The organism is Burkholderia sp. 4M9327F10, assembly GCF_005503145.1.
Taxonomy (GTDB): Bacteria; Pseudomonadota; Gammaproteobacteria; order Burkholderiales; family Burkholderiaceae; genus Paraburkholderia.
In genome coordinates, this window is sequence record NZ_SCNV01000017.1 from 44294 (window position 1) to 57522 (window position 13229).

The window sequence follows — 13229 nt, forward strand, 5'->3', positions numbered from 1 at the left end:
AGCAGGCCTGGACGGGCACGCTACGGTGCACGAGGCCGGATATTGCGCGTGAAACGAATGCAGCAGGGAATGGGTTTGGATGTGCAGACCTGAGAGAGCACCCCGTATCACCGCAAGCGGGGTTGCAAGAATAAGGCGTTTTACTAAACGAGACGGGGCAACGAGGTGAGACGCACAATGATCGAACGCTTTGTTGAACACAGCCCGATAACCGTGATGGCGCGCATGGCCTTGCAATGTGCGCTCGATCCTGAATGGACTGATGACTTGCTGGAGTGGGGGCAGGCAGGTAACGGCGAGCAGATCAGGGAATCGATATTCTCAGTGACAGTGGAACTGATGTCGATGATCGCTTCGAGCCCTCGAGATACGGCGCGTGCCGCAACAGGGGGCACCCAGGGACTGGCCGTCGCGATCACCGCGCTGCACGACAGGATCAGCCGGACGCGTCCGGGATGGGCGGGCGTGCTGGTGCGGGATAGCGTGAAGCGATTGTCGAAACTGGTGCAGCCGGCGGTGTCCAGCCAGCAGGCAGCCGCGCGCGGTTATCACGTGCGGATTGTGGACGGAAGTCATTTGCCGAAGAGCGAGAAATGCTCGCCCGGTCCGGCAGGTTGCGTGCACACGATCGTGCCGCAATCGGGGCTTCGGAAAGGCGCTCTCACCTTGGGCGCATCCGTTGTCTACGATCCGGATATCTCGATGATCGTCGACGTGGTGTCTTGCGAGTACGGTCAGGCTCGCGATGCGGTGAGCATAAGGGCTTTGCTGGAACCGGTGCAGCCGGGGGAGCTGTGGATATTCGACTGCAACTACAGCACCCGGGCGCTGATCGCCGGCTGGCAGCGCAGTGACAGTGCATTCATCGTTGCGGATGACGGCTGCGGTGTGGACTACCGGGAACTGGGCCGTCCCGTCAAGAAAGGCCGTACCGAGATGGGGCTCGTGTACGAACAGGCGGTCAGCATGACGGATGGCGCAGGTGAGTCGCCCGTCCTTCGGTGTATCGAATTGCATCAGGGCCGCTCGGGTACGGGCGGTGACAGGATCATCCGGATCCTGACGAACGTCCCGGCTTCGCGCCTTGGCGCCGAAGAGATCGCCAGCCTGAGCTGCCGGCGGTGGCGCGAGACGCTATCCGTACCGCTCGACCTGATGTTTAACGGTGACGTGCTTTCATCGGGCCGACCCCGCGCAGTTCAGCTGGCACTCGGTATCGCAGCGCTCGCGTACAACATGCTGAGTACCCTGGAGAACCTGGTGCGCTGTGAGCAGGAGATGGAAGCGCGCGAACTCAAACGTCTGCCCCGTTACATCGCGACCAGTGTCAGGGCGGCCTATGCGGGAATGATGATCGCGGTTTCCGCCGAATTCTGGCAGTGCTATGACCACCTTGGGTTGGCCGATCTGGGCGAGATCCTGAGGAAAATTGCGCGTCATGTCGATCCCCGTAGCGCACACAAACAGAAGCGCGAGCCGGCGGCAACGCCGGAAGCGAAGGCCATGCTGCTGTCGGCAACGCTCGACGTGATGTTTCGCCGGAAGGACGGCGCGGAGTCCGACGACGGGGCACTATTCGGGCAGCGCTTTATTGCCATGGCGACGCGCGAATTTAGCAGCAATCCGTCGAAGGTATTGAGGGACACCGCCGAAGCGCCGGTGATGGTGACCAAGTACGGCCAGGCGATTGCCTTCCTGATTTCTGTTGAAGACTGGAACAGGATGAAGGCTGAGCGGCGCGAAAATGTGCTCGATCGGCTCTCCGCCGAGCGCGCGGGACCGCAATCGACTGGGCGCAGACCGGCGCCGAAACCGCTCGTCAACTAGCCCGCCAGCCGGTGGACCCAGATCACAGCGGTCCAGCTGAACTCGCCGATGCCATAACGGGCGATCAGCGTGTCGATACGGGTATTGAGCTTGCCTGAGTGAATCCGGCAGTGCACGATGAAATAACCGCTGTTGACATCTACGATTGCGCCGGTCGGTAGTTGCGCATTCGTGGTCGCTCCGAACAGCACTTCGGCAATGTCGGCACTGCTGATGAAGTATCCCGTGCTGCGCCGCTCCGTCAGCATATGCGCCTGAGTGCCGGAAAGGGTGGGGATCGCGGCGACGAGAGTCGATTCGGCCGCCGTATTGGCGTTGACTGTGGTGAGGTTCGGCAGAATCGTGATGAACGGCGCCAGTGTCTGTGCGACTTGCGCATCGTATCCGGGGATGCGGGCAAGATCCTGAGCGGAGACGAGTTGCATGGGCCAGTCGCCGCCGCCGGTGCCGTCACCCAGCGAGCGCAGGATGTAGCTGGCGGTGAGTTGCGCGAGGCCCGGATCGAGCGAGAACTCGCCGAGCAGCCGGCGATATGCCTGCAGCCCATCGCCATTGATTTGCCAAGGCTGGCTCGGAGCCGGCCGGGACACCAGATTCAACAGGTTGAATCTGGACTGCGCATCTTCGACATCACCCGAAATCCACGCGTTTGCGAGGTCGCCATTGACGGCGATCGTGTCGCGCGGCAGCACGTCGACGAGCTGAACGTCCTTGACAGGGGCTGACCATGGCTGGCCGTCGTAGGTCACGTTAGAGGTGGCGCTCTGTGCGCGTATCGTCGCGCGGGCCCACTCCACCGCGGCGCGTTCGACCCACATTGTTTCGACGTTCAGGCGCAGATTCTCGACATCGCGCACGGCAACCAGCTGGCGCCACACTACGCTTGCCGCCAGTGCCGCCGCCAGTGCCACAACCAGCAATACCGTTACGATGGCAATACCTCTTTCCCGATCCCGAAGTGTTGTCTGAATACGGTTCGTTTGGTACATCGTGGTTCCCATGCATCGGCTTTACAACGCGCCGGGTGCTGTGCGCGTAACGTGGATGTGGCCATGATAGAGGCAGAAATGCTGGCTGGCATGACAAATCTGGCGCGCAAAAGTGTACGTAACATCCGGCAAAAAAATGACACGCATTCTCGTTATGATGCGAGGCTGGTTGAGCGGACTCGCATATTAGCTGATGCCGATGCCGGGTTCCCCGAACGTACGCTTTGCGATAGGACCGTACCGGAAGATAGGGCGCTGATTGAAGACGCTGCGGGAAAACATAGGATAAATAGGATAACTACGGGCCTCACGCGCCCAAAGCTTCAAACGCGAGCCATGCATGCAGCACGCTCGCGGGCACGAAGGACAGCAGGCCAAATCCCGCTGTCAGGGCTGCGGTCCAGAGCGCCGTGATGGCAGACGGACCGGCGGCGTCGCGGTTAGCGGTCAACAGTCCCATGAAGTCCTGCAGGATACCGGTGCCCAGCGCTAGCAGCAGGAACAGCGTGCAGCCAAGGAGCATGGTTACGCCGAGGTAGTGCAGGGCGAGCCGGTTGCGGCCGGTAAAGGGGCGGCGATGATGGCGCTGATTGGTGTGCACGATCCCCATGGCATTGGTGACGGCGACGATAGCCATGACGCATGGCCAGAAGAGTGGGCTGTCGCTGTTGGAATTGATCGTCAGCAAGACGCCGGTCACGCAGAAGGTCGGTGCGAGAAGCGTGCCGGCGATCCAGGACAGGAATTGCCAGGCGCGCCACGGTTTGCGCCATTGCAACGGTAGCAGTGGCAGATCATGGCCGGGGGCACGGGCGTGGGTTGCTTCGGGGCGCGGGTGGTCTGAGCCGGCGCCCTGCCGTCCGGTCAGTCGTCGGAGCAACATCGTGGTGATGGACATGGAATCTCCCTTTCTGTTGACGTTTGGTGTGCCGCAGCGCCGAAATCGAAGGACAAACCGGAATCGGTGAAGCGTCCTGCAGAGGTTGCAGCCTGTCTATATACAAGGACGATTGGCGGGGCGCTATGCCGCAGGTTTTAGTGTTTGCTATCCGTGCCGCAACACCGGCAGTACGTCCAGCGTGACGGACCGCCTCCCCCGGGCCTGGCACAACCCGCTTGCACGGTCATCCCGCTGCGTGAGTCGACGCGCGGGCCTGACTGCCATTCGCTTCCGTGACAGCCAGAGAACGGACGAACCATGCCTGAAAACACCATTCCTGCCTTGCGTGATTTCCCGCTGCAACGCCACGACGACCTCAAGAAACGTCCGGCGCGGCAATGGGGCAATCGTCACGGATCGTGGCGCAAGAAAGTGTGCGGTATTCAGCAATTCATTTCGTCTATCTAGGTATGGCCAGAGATTCTGTCCTTCTGTGCGGACGTCGACCCGTGATCCCGGTCTGATATTCGGCGGCGCTCATGAGGCCATCTTTTGCGGTAAGGGAGTCGGCATCAACACAAAAGTATGCGGTATCGGGTGGTTTGTCTCGACATGGCTAATATGAGCACCGGCTTTTCGATGCCCATCGGATATTCGCCATCAGTTCCGGTCACGGTCGATTGGCAAAGCCATTGAGCCCCACATAGGCACTTGCCGGAAACGTTTGAAGAACCGCGCGACATTACGCCGGTGCGTCCTTGCTGTCTGGATGCGCCCATGGAAGTTGCGCAGCCTTTTTATCGTATTGACGCGTGCGTTCCGCAGATGGGACGCAGTGCGGTTTTAAAGGGCATAGGAAAGTGGAAGAGGTTCAGGACAGCGAGTTGACAGGCGCAGGGCAATCGGGGCGTGACGACGCCGCACCAGCGGCGGCAGCAGGTGATGCCGGTTCACCCCTGATCAATCTGCGCGACACCGGGCGCTTCCTCGAGGTGCTCGCTTCGCTCAAGTGCACGCTGGCGATCAGCCGGCGTCCGTCGGGTGTGGCGCTGCTCGGTGTGGAAAACGGTATTCCGACACTCTCGGCTTGCTTGCTGCCGCGCTCGATGGGCCTTGCGGTATCGGGCAACCGTCTCGCGATTGCGACGATCCATGAACTCATGATCTTCGCGAACGTATCGTCTTTGGCGTCGCTCTATCCGGTGCGCCCCGATTACTACGACGCGATCTTTGTGCCGCGTATGTCTCACTACACCGGCGACCTCGATCTGCACGACATGGCGTTCGACAAGAACATCGTGCTCGCGGTGAACACGCGATATTCCTGCATCAGCGTGATCGACGGGTATTTCAATTTCACACCCATCTGGCAGCCTCCGTTCGTGACCGATTTCGGGCCGGACGATCGTTGCCATCTGAACGGCATGGCGTTCCACGACGGCAAGGTGCGCTACGTCACGGCGCTCGGCGCGACCAATACCCCATTCGGCTGGCGTAAGGGTATGGCCGATAGCGGCATTGTGATGGAAGTGCCGTCCGGGCGAATTGTCGCCTCGGGATTGTCGATGCCGCACTCGCCGCGTGTCATCAACGGCCAACTGTACGTGCTCGAAGGCGGCCGGGGCCAGTTGCTCCGAATCGATCCCTCTACCGGCGCCAGAACCGTTGTGGCAACTCTGCCGGGCTTTACGCATGGTCTTGCCGAACACGGCGGCGTGCTGTTTATCGGCCTGTCGAAACTACGCGACAAGCGCGGCCCGCAGGGGCTGCCGATCGAGGCGGAACACGACCGGCTCGTGGCTGGCGTGGCAGCGATCGAATTGAGCAGCGGCGCCGTGCTGGGCATTCTGGAGTTCTACAACGGCGTCGACGAGATTTTTGATGTGCAGGTGATGCCCGGCATCCTGCGCGCGGAAATTCTCAACCCGCGGCAATGGAGCGAGATGCCGTCAATCGCCACGATGAAGGGTGGCTTCTGGCAGACCCGGCCGACAGAGGAGGATGAAGGCGATGCATCTGCTGAAGAATCAGGTCACTGAGTCGGTGGTGCGCAAGCGCGAAACGCCGGCGGCTCCCAAGTCCCGGCATATTTCGCTGCTGACCGGCAAACCGGCGACGCAGGACGGTGGTGTCGTGTGGCTCACGGGTCTGCCGGGCGCCGGTAAATCCACGCTCGCCTACGCCGCCGCCCAGCTATTGGCCTCGCATGGGATGCGCTCGGTTGTCCTCGATGGCGACGTGTTGCGACGCGGACTGAACCGCAATCTGGGATTTTCGGTAGAGGATCGATACGAGAACGTGCGACGTGCGGCCGAAGTGGCGGCGATCCTCGCCAGCGAGGGATCGATCGCGATCGTCGCACTGATCTCGCCGCTCGCGCTGATGCGCGCACAGGCGCGTGCGATCGTCGGTAAGCGTTTCCGGGAAGTGTATGTGAAGGCCGATGTTGAAACGTGCGAAGCGCGCGATCCGAAGGGACTGTACCGGAAGGCCAGGCGGGGTGAGCTGCCTGACTTCACGGGAGTATCCGCACCGTATGAAGTGCCGCTGAACGCCGACCTGATTGTGGATACAGAGACCCAGACGGTGGGGCAGTGCATCGCGCAACTGGTAAGTGATGTGGAGCGGCAATTCCTGACGAGCTGGGATACCCGCGAAATAGACGATCGTCTGCGCGGCGTTCACATGGTGGACGTGGTCTAAGGCAACGACGAGGCCGGTTTCAGGAACCGATCGAACAAAATGATGAGGAATACTTAATTATTGTCACGGGAATGACTTTCATGGCGTGTATGACGCGCGGCCCGGTGATCACACAACGAAACGCTGACGATGTCAGGCAATAAAGGGGAATGGCGCATGACGCCACGAATGAACGGGGAATGGACAGGATTGATGGAACTGACGGACGGGTCTGCAACGAACCGGGTCGGACAGTGCCTGGCCGGCATATTTCTGGTGAGCGGCATGACGCTGGCAGCGGGGGCGCGCGCCCAGGGCACGACGCCCGCCGCGGCGACACCGTCCGCGCCGGCAGCCGCCGCGCCTGCGCCGGCAAACGCACAAGGACAGCCGTCGAGCTTCGATGTGAACGAATTCATCGTGAGAGGCAATACGACGCTGCAAAGCCTGGATATCGAAAAAGCGGTCTACCCGTTCGAAGGCCCGGGCAGGACGCTTGCGGACGTGAACGCGGCGCGTGACGCTCTGCAGAAGGTCTACCAGGACAAGGGCTACCAGTCCGTCGTGGTCGAGTTGCCGCAGCAGCAGGTGAAGAACGGCGTCATCGTGCTGCAGGTAGTCGAGGCGAAGGTCGGGCGGCTGCGGGTGGAGGGCGCGAAATACGATTCGCCGCAAGCCATCCGTGAAGCGGTGCCGGCGCTTACCGAAGGAGCGGTGCCGGACTTCACGGCCGCACAGCAGCAACTGACCGATCTCAACAAATCGCCGGATCGCCAGGTGGTCCCGGTGCTCAAGCCGGGCACGCTGCCGCAGACGGTGGACGTGGACCTGAAGGTCGACGACCAGAGCCCCGCGCACGGCAGCCTCGAGCTGAACAACGACCAGAGCCCGGACACCTCCGTGCTCCGTACGGTCGCCTCGCTGAGCTATTCGAACCTCTGGCAGCTCGGGCATGTGATCTCGGGCAGCTTCCTGCTCGCGCCACAGCATCCACAGGATGCGCAGGTCTATTCGTTCTCGTACCTTGCGCCGCTGCAGGGTACGAACTGGAGCCTGCTCGCGACGGCATACCACTCGAACAGCAACGTGGCCTCGCTCGGCGGCACGAATGTGCTGGGCAAGGGCACGTCGTTCGGCTTCACGGCGATCTATGCGCTGCCTTCGACCGATACGTATTCGCAGTCGGTGAGCATCGAGATCGATCACAAGCACTTCGACGAGGACGACACGATTGCCGGGACCACGTCGTCGGCGCCGCTGACCTACGTACCGGTGACCTTGGCCTACAACGGGCAGCTGACCCGCAAGAACTCGCAGACGTCGTTCTCCGCGTCGGTCACAACGAATATCCGCGGGATCGGCAGCGACGCCGATGCGTGGGACAACAAGCGCTACAACGCGACCGCGGACTTTATCTACGGCAAGTTCTCCGTGAACCACACGCAGGACCTGGATCACGACATTCAGGTCAATGGGCGCGTGTCGGGCCAGTTTGCGAACTCGCCGCTGGTATCGAGCGAGCAGTTCTCGGCGGGCGGGATCAATACGGTCCGCGGCTATCTGGAAGCGGAAGACACGGCTGACAGCGGCGTGATCGGCTCGGTGGAGTTGCGCAGCCCCTCGATCGCGAAGTATGTCGGCAGCGCGGTCAATGAATGGCGCTTCCTCACGTTTGTGGATGCCGCGCACCTTTGGCTGCTGAGTCCCCTGCCGGAACAGATTTCGAGTTTCAACATGGTTTCGGCTGGACTGGGTACGCGCATGCAGCTCATGAAATACACGAGTGCGGATCTGGAGATGGCGTTTCCGTTGAAGGCGGGGACGTTCACGAAGGCATACAACCCGCGCTTCGACTTTTACGTACGCGCAAGTTTCTGACCGGTTTCTTTTATTGTGCTGCGCCGGCCTGACAGACCCCGGCCGGCTTATCGGGGGAGTGGATTGTGAAGCGAGCTTTGTTCCTTTTAATGATGGTGCTGATGGGGTGCGTGCCGGGCGTGGCCAACGCGTGGTGGCAGAACGACTGGTCGTACCGTAAGGCGATCACGATCGATACGACGCCCAAGGGCGGCAACATCACGGAGCCGGCAGGCCGTGTGCCGCTGCTGATCCGTCTGCACTCGGGTAACTTCCAGTTCGACGGACTGCAGGATGGCGGGACGGATATCCGGTTCGTCGCGGCCGACGACAAGACGCCGCTTAACTATCAGATCGGGCAGTACGACGCGGTACTCGGCGTCGCGCTGATCTGGGTCGACGTCCCGCAGTTCCCGGCGGCGTCCACCCAGTCGATCTGGATGTACTACGGCAACAAGAAGGCGCCGGACGGCGGCAAACCGGCCGAGACGTTCGATCCGGATTACACGCTGATCTGGCACTTCGACGGAGCATCGGGTACGCCGCCGAAAGATGTGACGGCGTATGGCAACAACGCGCAGAACGCACCGGCGCGAACCGCCGAGGACGGCATTATCGGCCGCGCGGCGCAGTTCAACGGCACGCCGCTCAATATCGCGGCGAGCCCGTCGCTGGCGATTCCCGCGGGCGGCAACTTCACGTTCAGCGTCTGGGTGAAGCCCACCGCACTTGCACCGAATACGCTGCTCTACAGCCGTCGTGACGGCGCCAATGCGCTGCTGATCGGGCTCGACAACGGCGTGCCGTTCGTCGAGGTCGACGGTGGCGCGTCGCCGGTGCGCACACCGGCAGGCCAGGCCGTCGCCGCCAACCAGTGGAGCTATCTTGCCGCGACGGCAGATGGTCATAACGTGACGCTCTATGTGGGTGGCAAACAGGTCGCGCAGGTTCCGGCCAGCCTGCCCGCGCTGAATACGCCTGCGGCGGTCGGCGGTGATGTCGCCGCCGGGACCGCAGCGCCGGGCGCCGGTGGTTACGTCGGCGAGATGGATGAACTGCGCCTGTCGAAGGTGGCGCGCTCGCCGACCCTGCTCGCGATCGATGCGATGAGCCAGGGCGCCGAATCGAAACTCGTGAACTACGGCGCCGACGAGAAACAGTCCGGCTTCGGGTTCGGCTACTTCGGCGTGATCGTCAAGTCGGTGACGGTGGATGCGTGGGTGGTGATCGTGATCCTGCTGGCGATGGCGGTGATCTCGTGGATCGTGATGTGGAACAAGGCGAACTACGTGGGCGCCGTGGACAAGGCCAACGGTTTCTTCGTGCGGCGCTTCCGCGAAGTGGCCGGCCGGCACCTGGTCGGCCTTGCCCACATTGACGAGAAATCGGATGACGGCCGGCGCCTGCGTGAGTCCTCGCTGTACCGCCTCTACCGCGCGGGCGTGGCGGAAATCCACAGTCGCGTCGACAGCAGCGGCCGCACGCTGATCACCGCGGAGTCGATCGAAGCGATCCGCGCAACGATGGATGCCACGCTCGTACGCGAGAACCAGCGGCTGTCGAAATCGATGGTACTGCTGACGATTGCCATCTCCGGCGGCCCGTTTCTCGGTCTGCTGGGCACGGTGGTGGGCGTGATGATCACGTTCGCGGCGATTGCCGCGGCCGGCGATGTGAACGTCAACGCAATCGCTCCGGGTATCGCGGCGGCGCTGCTCGCCACCGTCACGGGTCTGTTCGTCGCGATCCCCGCGCTCTTTGGCTACAACTACCTGCTGATCCGCAACAAGAACGTCACGGCAAACATGCAGGTGTTCGTGGACGAATTCGTCACGCGTCTGGCGGAAGCCCATCGCAATCCGGACCACTCGCTGGCCGCGGAAGTCAGTGGAGTCTAGGGGAGACACGCACCATGCAGGTTCAGGACGACGACAAGCCATACGACGACATCAACATCACGCCGATGCTGGACCTGGCGTACGTGCTGCTGATCATTTTTATCATCATGACGACCGCTTCGGTGCAGGGCATCAAGGTCGACCTGCCGAAGGCGAGTTCGTCGGCGAGTCTGGCGAAACCGCAGACAAAGGCGATCACGGTGTCGGACTCGGGCCAGATCTATCTCGATGCCTATCCGGTGTCGATGGACGAACTGGAGAGCCGGCTGCGCACGATCAAGGCGACGACACCGGATGTGCCGATCGTGCTCAAGGGCGATTCGACCGTGGCGTACCAGAAGGTGATGGACGTGCTGGACCTGCTGCGCCGCCTCGACCTGTCGCAGGTGGGACTGGTTACCGGCAAGGCGCCGCAGGGCAGCTAGGGACCCGCCATGGAAATGACCTATAGCAATGGCGACGATCCCAAGGGCTGGCGCCGCTACGTGAGGCCCGTTGTCACCGGGCTGATCGTGCTGGGTGTGGCGGCGCTCGTCTGGCACTTCGCGAGCGACACGGCGGGCGTGAAGCGTACCGAGGCGCCGCAGGTGACGACGGTGATTCCGTTGCCGCCTCCGCCGCCTCCGCCGCCGAAGGTGAAGCCGCCGCCCGAAAAGCAGCAGGAAGTGCAGACACCGACGCTCAAGCCGACGGTGGCGCCGAAGCCGTCCGAGACGCCGAAACCGTCGGACAACCAGCCGAAGCAGATGACGATGAATGCAGCGGCGCAGGCGGGCACGGACAACTTCGCCATCGGCGCGGGCGACGGCTCGGGCATGACCGGTAGCGGTGGGGGCGGGGCATTCGGCAACGCGACCTATACCCAGTACCTGGTCTACACGCTACAGCGCGTCGTGGAAGGCGATAAGCGGGTGCAGGACTCGGGCGGCGGGTCGCGCTTTGCGGTGGGCGTGAACGTCTGGCTGGAGTCGTCCGGCCGGATCACGAAGGTAACGATCGGGCAGTCCACCGGGGATCCGAAGCTGGATGCGGCGGTCGTCGACGCGCTGCAGACGCTGGGCCGGCTCGATGAGCCGCCGCCGCCGTCATGGCAGTACCCCGTGCGACTGAATCTGCAGGGACGCCAGCCGGGCTGACAGGGGATACGCGATTTGCGCCTGAAGCTCTATACGAAACAACGGAAAACAGCAGTCAAGTGGAGAATTTGATGATCAAAATGATGAGAGTACGGGGTGGCGGCCAGACCGGCGGAGGAACCTCCGCACGAAGTTCGTTACGCCGCTCGCGTATCAGTACCGGTGTGGCGCTGCTGACGCTCGGGATGACGTGCGCGGCGGCTGCGCAGGCGCAGTCGCTGGAGACCCAGGCCGCCATGGGCGGCGCTGCCGGGGCAACTGCCGCGGCCGCCGCAGCGGCCGGCAGTGCGGCGCCCACCGAGAACACGGTGATCAACCTGATCAATCTGCTGGTCAAACGCGGGGTGCTCACGAAGCAGAATGCGCAGGACCTGATCGCCGAAGCCCAGAACGAAGCGGCACAGGCGAAGGCGGCGCAGGCGAAAGCCGTTGCGGCGGTACCGGTGCCGTCTGCGGGGGCAACGGTTGTCAACGCGCCCACGCAACCGGGCGACGTGGCCGTGCCGTACATCCCGCAAGTGGTGCGGGACCAGATCCGCGATCAGGTGAAGCAGGAAGTGGTGGCGCAGGCGAAGGCCGAGGACTGGGCGCAGCCGAACACGTTCCCGGACTGGATATCGCGCATCACGGTGAGCGGCGACGTGCGCGTGCGTGACGAGGGCGAGTTCTTCTCGCCGCGCAACGAGACCGGCGTGACGAACTTTGCGGCGATCAACTCGGGCACTCCCTACGACGTCAATCCGAACACCAACACGAGCTCCCCACCGCTCCTGAACACCACCCAGGACCGCAACGAGGCCAGCGTGCGTGCGCGTCTGGGTGTGACCGCCATACTCTCGGACCAGTTGAGCACCGGCGTGCAACTGGCGAGCGGCGACACCGACGGGCCGGCATCTACCACCACGCTGCTCGGCAACGATTTCGGCAAACAGAATATCTGGCTGAACCAGGCCTGGGTCAAGTATCAGCCCGTACCCTGGCTGAACGTCACGGCAGGCCGCTTCGACAATCCGTTCTTCTCGTCCGATCTGCTCTTCTCGAAGGACCTGGAGTTCGACGGCATTGCCACGAGCTTCCGCCATCTGCTGCCGGGTAACGACAACGTGACGCTGTTCGGTACGGCCGGTGCGTTCCCGATCCAGTACAGCTCGGACGGCTTCCTTGGGCAAAACGCGGATTCTACCTCCAGCAACACGAAGTGGATGCTGGGCGCGCAGCTTGGCGCTGAATGGAAGATCGACGACCAGAACAAGGTCAAAGGCGCGATTGCGTACTACGACTTCATGAACCTGAAGGGAGCGTTCTCCGCGCCGTGCGCGCTGTACCTGGGCGCGACGAGCTGCAGTACCGACGACGATGCGCCCGCTTTCATGCAAAAGGGCAACACGCTGATCGAGCTGCGCAACATCGCGCAGAATCCGAATCTCGCGGCGGGCGACACGCCTGAGCCGGAGCTCTTCGGGCTCGCCTACAACTACCGGCTGTTCGACGCCAAGCTCGAGTGGGATACCAAGCTGGCGGACCGCTTCAAGGTGCGGCTCGACGGCGAGTACGTGCGCAACCTGGCGTACAACACGAACAATGCGTTCAGCGCGGCTTCGACGCCGATCAACAACTACAACAACGCCGGTTCGTCAGTCAGCCAGAGCGACTACAAGAGCGGGCCGAACGGCTTCCTGTTCAAGGTGACGCTCGGCGAGCCGGATACGCTGGAGAAGGGTCAGTGGAACTTCTCGGTGACGTACAAGTATCTGGAACCGGACGCGGTGCTCGATGCATTCACCGATCCGGACTTCAACCTGGGTGGCACCAATGCGAAGGGCTACATCATCGGCGCGCAATATGCGGTCGCGCGCAACGCCTGGCTGTCTGCCCGCTACCTGAGCGCACGCGAAGTCTACGGTCCGCCGCTGTCGATCGACGTGCTGCAGCTCGAGCTTGACGCCCATTTCTGAGGCCG

11 protein-coding genes are annotated in these 13229 nt (G+C 62.5%); 9 read left to right on the top strand and 2 right to left on the bottom strand.

All coding sequences use genetic code 11. The annotated features are described in order from the left end of the window. Nucleotides 1–177 precede the first annotated feature (177 nt). On the top strand, nt 178–1827 hold the full coding sequence (locus FFS45_RS17450; RefSeq protein ID WP_137955880.1) for a type II toxin-antitoxin system Phd/YefM family antitoxin: 1650 nt from the start codon (nt 178–180) through the stop codon (nt 1825–1827). Here the strand turns inward: FFS45_RS17450 and gspK are convergent. Together gspK and FFS45_RS17460 are read right to left on the bottom strand one after the other, a co-directional pair. Next, entirely contained in the window at nt 1824–2816 is a 993-nt protein-coding gene (gene gspK, locus FFS45_RS17455) for a type II secretion system minor pseudopilin GspK (RefSeq protein ID WP_137955881.1), read from the bottom strand. The genes FFS45_RS17450 and gspK overlap by 4 nt on opposite strands. Nucleotides 2817–3123: 307 nt before the next feature. Continuing rightward, nucleotides 3124–3714: a hypothetical protein gene (locus FFS45_RS17460; protein ID WP_137955882.1), complete on the bottom strand. Its 591-nt coding sequence runs from the start codon at nt 3712–3714 to the stop codon at nt 3124–3126. Between the two features lie 300 nt (nt 3715–4014). Here FFS45_RS17460 and FFS45_RS41750 point away from each other — a divergent pair, with 300 nt between their 5' ends. From FFS45_RS41750 to FFS45_RS17495, 8 genes are all read left to right on the top strand, one after another. Then, nucleotides 4015–4164: a hypothetical protein gene (locus FFS45_RS41750; RefSeq protein WP_171029675.1), complete on the top strand. Its 150-nt coding sequence runs from the start codon at nt 4015–4017 to the stop codon at nt 4162–4164. 392 nt (nt 4165–4556) lie between these two features. Beyond that, entirely contained in the window at nt 4557–5735 is a 1179-nt protein-coding gene (locus FFS45_RS17465; RefSeq protein WP_249362823.1) for a TIGR03032 family protein, read from the top strand. After that, complete coding sequence (cysC, locus tag FFS45_RS17470) at nt 5707–6399, top strand: adenylyl-sulfate kinase (protein ID WP_137955883.1); 693 nt, start codon at nt 5707–5709, stop codon at nt 6397–6399. The genes FFS45_RS17465 and cysC overlap by 29 nt, the downstream gene beginning before the upstream one ends. Nucleotides 6400–6591: 192 nt before the next feature. After that, the gene (locus FFS45_RS17475) at nt 6592–8256 is read left to right on the top strand and encodes a ShlB/FhaC/HecB family hemolysin secretion/activation protein (protein ID WP_249362824.1); all 1665 of its coding nucleotides are present in this window, start codon (nt 6592–6594) and stop codon (nt 8254–8256) included. Between the two features lie 89 nt (nt 8257–8345). Continuing rightward, nucleotides 8346–10133: a MotA/TolQ/ExbB proton channel family protein gene (locus FFS45_RS17480; protein WP_137955949.1), complete on the top strand. Its 1788-nt coding sequence runs from the start codon at nt 8346–8348 to the stop codon at nt 10131–10133. A gap of 14 nt (nt 10134–10147) precedes the next feature. Beyond that, on the top strand, nt 10148–10558 hold the full coding sequence (locus tag FFS45_RS17485) for a biopolymer transporter ExbD (RefSeq protein WP_137955884.1): 411 nt from the start codon (nt 10148–10150) through the stop codon (nt 10556–10558). 9 nt (nt 10559–10567) lie between these two features. Continuing rightward, nucleotides 10568–11269 (top strand): energy transducer TonB, encoded by a 702-nt coding sequence (locus tag FFS45_RS17490; RefSeq protein WP_137955885.1) that lies wholly within the window; start codon nt 10568–10570, stop codon nt 11267–11269. 71 nt (nt 11270–11340) lie between these two features. Further along, the gene (locus tag FFS45_RS17495; protein WP_137955886.1) at nt 11341–13224 is read left to right on the top strand and encodes a putative porin; all 1884 of its coding nucleotides are present in this window, start codon (nt 11341–11343) and stop codon (nt 13222–13224) included. Nucleotides 13225–13229: the final 5 nt, after the last annotated feature.